This window comes from Coprococcus phoceensis (genome assembly GCF_900104635.1).
In the GTDB taxonomy this organism is placed as follows: Bacteria; Bacillota; Clostridia; order Lachnospirales; family Lachnospiraceae; genus Faecalimonas; species Faecalimonas phoceensis.
In genome coordinates this window covers 1-5,649 of sequence record NZ_FNWC01000001.1, presented here as the reverse complement: position 1 = coordinate 5,649, position 5,649 = coordinate 1, and the positions used below count along the sequence as shown (strand labels likewise).

Below are 5,649 nucleotides of genomic sequence, written 5' to 3'. Positions count from 1 at the left end.
TCAGCGACGAATGTTATTCTATCATGCCTCTTTCTAATTGTCAATACTTTTTATATTTTTTATTTTATTTGTACAATTGGCACAATTTGTCTTCCCATAGCTATCATTTCTTATCTACTTTCCTTAAAAGATTGACCTGAAATAAAATCTTTGCTCTCATCAGACATTCCTGTTCATTCTATCCCATCTGCTATTGTAAAGGCTATGTAAATACCTTTAAAACCATTGACAAGCAGCCCCCATTTGTATTATTATACATTATATAAAATATAAACAATATTCCACATAGGGGATTGGTCAAATGGTATGATAGGAGTCTCCAAAACTTTTGGTGGGAGTTCGATTCTCTCATCCCCTGTACCTAAAAACACTGCTCAACCGTAAATAGTTGAGCAGTGTTTTTATAATGCTTCTAAAACTTCCCTGGCTTTTTTTATTCTTTCCGCGCTTGTTCTCCAAATTTCATATTCACTCATAGATGCAATTCCCATACTTACATCTTCTTTTCGATACTTCATTTCGCTGTTCAAAGTCACTTTCCCGGACATATGATACGTATGACTTCCCGTCTCTTGATAAAGTTTTGGAATGACGTTTCCATCAACGCCGCCCGCGATTAATATATCTAATTTCCCTTCCGCCTGTTCTACCAGCTTTTTAAGCAGTTCTATTCCCTCTACACAATTATTTTTCTGTCCTGAGGTCAAAATGGTATGAATTCCAAGCCGTTTTGCCTGTTCCAACGTCGCAAATGGATCTTTGCACATATCAAACGCCCTATGAAGTGTAATCGACATATCGCCTGCCTCTTCAATCAACTCCTTCATCTGCTCTGTATGAAGTGAACCATCTGGTCTCAATGTGCCGATGACAACTCCATCTGCTCCAAGTTCCCGAAACATTCTAACTTCTTTTTTTAATAGTTCATGTTCATAATCTGTATAACAAAAGTCTCCAAACCTTGATCTCAGCAACGTATGAATGCGGATATCTACGTTTTCACGAACCGCTTCAAACAATGCTTTTGACGGAGACAGTCCTCCAATTACAAGTCCACTGCACAGCTCGATACGATTTGCGCCACCTTTTTTCGCCTCAATTGCAGATTCTACTGAATCTACACAGCATTCTAAAATATAATCTCTCATAGTTTCGCTCTCCTATTCGACAATTGCCTCTGCGAAAAATACCGGAAGATGAAAATTCGGTGTTTCGCTGCCTATTGGGGCATATGCTCCATAGTGTTCAATTTCAGGGTCCTCTGAAATCTTATAAAAATTACAATAAAAGATTTTTCCAGATTTAATAGCTTCTAAATCGCAGATTTTTTTCAAGAAAGATTCTGGAATCACAAATTCCACAGTCCAATAGTCTTCTTTTATGTCTGCTTGAATTTCTGTTTCCGATACTACATCCTCTGCAATGAACTGTCGATTCTTACGTCCCTTGCCATATTTTGCAAAAAGCGCTCCATTTGAATTTATCTCAAAATTGATATACATGGACTCGTTTGTTAATGTCTCTCCCTCTTCTACAAATGACATAAATACTTCCACCGCACTATCATCACAAACTCGCTCTCTATGCTCTGTTTTAGTCCTTTTCGGATTTTGTTCTTCACATACCATCTTCACAAAAAAACCTTTATTCTCCAAATATCCAAGCCATCCATATGTTTTTGGCTCTTGTGTACTGTTCCACATGTATTTATCAATAACAAAATTTTCGCATTTTTTTATATCTGATTTTTCACAAATTTTCTTTACTGTATATTTCATAATTCCTCCTGTTTAGAAATAAGGAGATGCATGATATGCATCTCCTTATTATTTTTATGTAGTTATCTACACATTAACTATTTACATAATTTTTTGAATTCGTCTGCTACATGCTGTACCTGTGTACCAATGATAACCTGTACGCTTGTTTTTCCTGGACGAATTACACCTGCTACACCTGCAGATTTGATTTTCTTCTCATCTACTTTTGTATAGTCTTTGATTTCAAGACGAAGTCTTGTAATACAGTTGTCGATAGAAGTAACGTTTTCTTTTCCGCCGATACCTTCTAATACGATTCTTGCAACTTCTGTGAAGTTATCGTTTGCCAAAACAACTTTTGTTTCATCATCATCGTCTTCTCTACCCGGTGTTTTCAGGTTAAATTTCACGATTACGATTCTAAATACAACATAGTAAATAACAGCTACGATAAGACCAATTCCTAATAAGTAGATCGGATTCAATGCCATAGGAGCTTTGAAGCTCAAGAACCAGTCAACGAAACCGGCACTAAAGTTAAATCCTGCTCTAACTGGAAGAGCTGCAACAACTGCTACTGTAATACCTGTTAACAATGCGTGTACTACGTAAAGTCCTGGTGCAAGGAACATGAAAGCAAATTCCAATGGTTCTGTAACACCTGTAAAGAAAGCAGATAATGCTGCTGCACCCAAAAGACCTGCTGCAACTTTTTTCTTGTTTTCTTTTGCTGTGTGGTACATAGCCAAAGCACCTGCTGGAAGACCAAACATCATAACTGGGAAGAATCCAGCCTGGTACATACCTGTTACACCTTTTACTCCACCTTCAATCTGTCCCCAGAATTTACCGATATCATCGATACCAGCAATGTCAAACCAGAATACAGAGTTCAATGCGTGGTGTAATCCGAATGGGATTAATAATCTGTTGAAGAATCCGTAGATACCTGCACCGATTGCACCTGCACCCATGATCATCTCACCAAATGATACTAATGCGCCGAAGATTGCTGGCCATGCGAAGAACAGGATAAGTGCTGCCACGATTGACATTCCTGCTGTAACGATAGCAACAGATCTCTTTCCACTGAAGAAAGCAAGCGCTGAAGGAAGCTTTGTTCCTTTAAATTTGTTGTAGCAAGTTGAACCGATCAAACCTGCTAAGATACCTGTAAACTGTGTTGCGATTTTTCCGAATGCCGGAGCTACTTCTTCTACCGGAATACCTTTTAACATACCAACTACTGCTGGTGATAATAATGTTGTGATCATCAACCATGATACAAGTGCTGCAAGACCACCTGTTCCGTCATTATCCTCTGACATACCAACACCAACACCGATAGCAAATAAGATACCCATGTTGTCAATGATAGATCCGCCTGCTTTGATTAAGAAAGCAGCAATTGCGCTGTTAGCTCCCCAACCTGTAGGGTCAATCCAATAACCGATTCCCATTAAAATACTACATACTGGCAATACAGCAACTGGAAGCATTAGGGATTTCCCTAATTTTTGAAGATATTTCATCATAATTTTTCTCCTCCTTTTCTCTCAATCTTTTATGAGTTATCTTCACTTATATAAAAGTCCGCTCTGCAGACTTAAATACCTATTTTACTAATGTCATGACTTCATCTAAAACTTTTACATGTTTTCCAGCTTCTACTTTCACCTCTTTGTAATCCGGTGTATTGCAGACTACAACTGGAGAAATTATTTCAAGACCGGCTGCTTTGATTGCTTCGATATCAAATTCAAGCATCAAATCACCTGCTTTTACCTCCTGTCCTGCTGAAACATGTGCTGTAAACGGCTCTCCTTTTAAATTCACAGTGTCAAGCCCTATATGAATCAAAAGTTCTGCTCCTCCTGCTGTCTTCATAGAAATTGCATGCTTCGTATCGAAAATCATCTCAATTCTTCCATCAACAGGGGCTACCACTTTACCCACTGTTGGAATGACAGCCATTCCTTTTCCAAGAATTTCCTGACCAAATGTCGGATCACTTACTTCAGAAATTGCAACTGCTTTCCCTTCGATCGGCGATCCAATCACTTCTCCTTCTTTTTTTCCAAATCCTAATTTCCCTTTTAATGCGTTTAACATCTCTTCTCCTTTCTATTGCTTGCTTTCTTCCAATTTATGAAGTTCTATATAAATTCTTCTAATATGGACTGCAAGATACGTCATCTCATCTTGAGAGATCGTGTAATTCTGATATTTATTTTTTATATAGTCTACAACCTTTTTACTGCATTCATACTCATGCGGATACATTTTCTGAATCATTAAAGAGAGCTCAGTCTCTCCATCATCCAGCATCTGATTCGAAAAAATTCTTTGTACCAAAAACTTCAGATGTGTTACCAAACGTGAATAATGAAGGCTTTCCTCATCTAGCTTCATTCCAAAAAAATTCTCAATAATACTTAATACCTCACGAATAGTTGTAGTTATTCTCATTGTATTACTCATATCGGAATCATATTCTGCATTCACAATATGAAGTGCAATTGAAGCCGCCTCATCTGTCTTAAATTCGATTCCTAAATCCTTGCGAATCAAAGCGATTGCATATTCTCCAATCAGATATTCACTTGGATAAAAACTCTTCACTTCCCACAAAAGTGGATTAGGAAATTCCATTCCATCCTTTACTCTTGTAATTGCAAAATTGATATGATCAGTTAATGTAATATAAATGTTCTGGTTGATTCGCCTCTTCAAAACACTCTTGGCATAATCTATGATTTCCACAGAAGTCTGTATATGCTCTAATGGCATCGCTTCTAAGAGCTCCTTGAACTTTCCAATCTCACTTTCATCATTCAATCGAAAAATCTTCTCAATTCTCTCTTCTGGTATCTTCTGACCTGCCTTTGTATGGAAACCAAGTCCTTTTCCCATTACTACAATTTCTTTATTCTCATCATCTAATGCACTTACGATATTGTTATTAATTATTTTGACAATCTCCATAAAAAGACTCCTAAAAAATAAAAAACCAAATCAAAGCAGATCAATCATCATAATCTACCAGACTTGGTTTTGCCTGCCGAGCAGTAACAATCCATTAATATTTTTTGTCTAAATCTATGATAACAATATTGTACATGAATGTCAAATACTATTTTATAGATTCTTTATTTTTAATTAAGATTTTGCTAAGATTACACTCTTACTCTTCCTGTCACTTACAAATGTCTGTGTTCCAACTCTCTCAACAGTTTTCTCCTTGCCTGATAATCCGGTAAAACCTTCTCAACATGATTCCAAAATCTTTCTGAATGGTTCATCTCCTTCCGATGTGCCAGTTCATGTACAACCACATAATCTAACACCTCTTCTGGCATAAGTACAAGTTTCCAGTTAAAATTCAAATTGCCCTTGCTACTGCAGCTTCCCCATCTTGTTTTCTGTTCTCGTATCGTAATTCTCCCATAAGTAACATTCATCATCTCTGCAAAATACTCTACACGTTCCGGAATCACACACAAAGCTTTTTGAACTCCCTTCAGCCTTTCCTCTTCTGAAAGAATCTTATTGCTCATCTGTCTTTCTGAAATCTCTTTCAAATGTTTTTCTATCCACTGTTTCTTCTCCTCGATAAACATCTGCACTTGATATTTGGAAATGCCATATGGTGTCCGCACAATTACTTTTCCATCTGTCTTAATCTGAATGCTCATTGTTTTTCTATTCGAACGAATCCAATCATATTTTATCATAACCTAATATCCTTTAAAATCTAGTGTACTGTCTCATTCACTTTCAGCATAATGACACAGAATGAATTTTCAGTCTGCAAGGCGGCGGAGTGAGGCGATGCGGTGGCATCGTCGATTGACGACAACGCAGTAGAGTGGAATTCAGGCAAGTCATT

Annotated in this window: 6 protein-coding genes and 1 tRNA gene; 1 reads left to right on the top strand and 6 read right to left on the bottom strand. The window is 37.3% G+C overall.

Annotation, left to right across the window (positions count from 1 at the left end):
• Window positions 1-287: 287 nt before the first annotated feature.
• Window positions 288-358, top strand: a tRNA-Trp gene (locus BQ5364_RS00035).
• Window positions 359-401: 43 nt separating this feature from the next.
• On the opposite strand, the gene BQ5364_RS00030 is transcribed toward BQ5364_RS00035, so the two are convergent.
• The 6 genes from BQ5364_RS00030 to BQ5364_RS00005 form a co-directional block, all read right to left on the bottom strand.
• On the bottom strand, window positions 402-1,148 hold the full coding sequence (locus tag BQ5364_RS00030) for a copper homeostasis protein CutC (RefSeq protein WP_071143398.1): 747 nt from the start codon (window positions 1,146-1,148) through the stop codon (window positions 402-404).
• A gap of 12 nt (window positions 1,149-1,160) precedes the next feature.
• On the bottom strand, window positions 1,161-1,778 hold the full coding sequence (locus BQ5364_RS00025) for a carbohydrate-binding family 9-like protein (RefSeq protein WP_071143397.1): 618 nt from the start codon (window positions 1,776-1,778) through the stop codon (window positions 1,161-1,163).
• Between the two features lie 77 nt (window positions 1,779-1,855).
• Complete coding sequence (gene nagE, locus BQ5364_RS00020) at window positions 1,856-3,295, bottom strand: N-acetylglucosamine-specific PTS transporter subunit IIBC (protein WP_004614995.1); 1,440 nt, start codon at window positions 3,293-3,295, stop codon at window positions 1,856-1,858.
• A 79-nt stretch (window positions 3,296-3,374) separates the two neighbouring features.
• Window positions 3,375-3,872, bottom strand: coding sequence for a PTS sugar transporter subunit IIA (locus BQ5364_RS00015; protein WP_004614996.1), 498 nt, complete (start codon window positions 3,870-3,872; stop codon window positions 3,375-3,377).
• A gap of 12 nt (window positions 3,873-3,884) precedes the next feature.
• Entirely contained in the window at window positions 3,885-4,745 is an 861-nt protein-coding gene (gene licT, locus BQ5364_RS00010) for a BglG family transcription antiterminator LicT (RefSeq protein WP_004614997.1), read from the bottom strand.
• Between the two features lie 215 nt (window positions 4,746-4,960).
• Window positions 4,961-5,494, bottom strand: a complete 534-nt coding sequence (locus BQ5364_RS00005) for a M48 family metallopeptidase (RefSeq protein ID WP_071143396.1) — start codon at window positions 5,492-5,494, stop codon at window positions 4,961-4,963.
• Window positions 5,495-5,649: the final 155 nt, after the last annotated feature.

What these genes read in the sequence shown, in the direction of transcription:
- BQ5364_RS00030 (WP_071143398.1), bottom strand. Translation starts at nt 1,148, where the DNA reads ATGAGAGATTATATTTTAGAATGCTGTGTAGATTCAGTAGAATCTGCA.
- BQ5364_RS00025 (WP_071143397.1), bottom strand. Translation starts at nt 1,778, where the DNA reads ATGAAATATACAGTAAAGAAAATTTGTGAAAAATCAGATATAAAAAAA.
- nagE (WP_004614995.1), bottom strand. Translation starts at nt 3,295, where the DNA reads ATGATGAAATATCTTCAAAAATTAGGGAAATCCCTAATGCTTCCAGTT.
- BQ5364_RS00015 (WP_004614996.1), bottom strand. Translation starts at nt 3,872, where the DNA reads ATGTTAAACGCATTAAAAGGGAAATTAGGATTTGGAAAAAAAGAAGGA.
- licT (WP_004614997.1), bottom strand. Translation starts at nt 4,745, where the DNA reads ATGGAGATTGTCAAAATAATTAATAACAATATCGTAAGTGCATTAGAT.
- BQ5364_RS00005 (WP_071143396.1), bottom strand. Translation starts at nt 5,494, where the DNA reads ATGATAAAATATGATTGGATTCGTTCGAATAGAAAAACAATGAGCATT.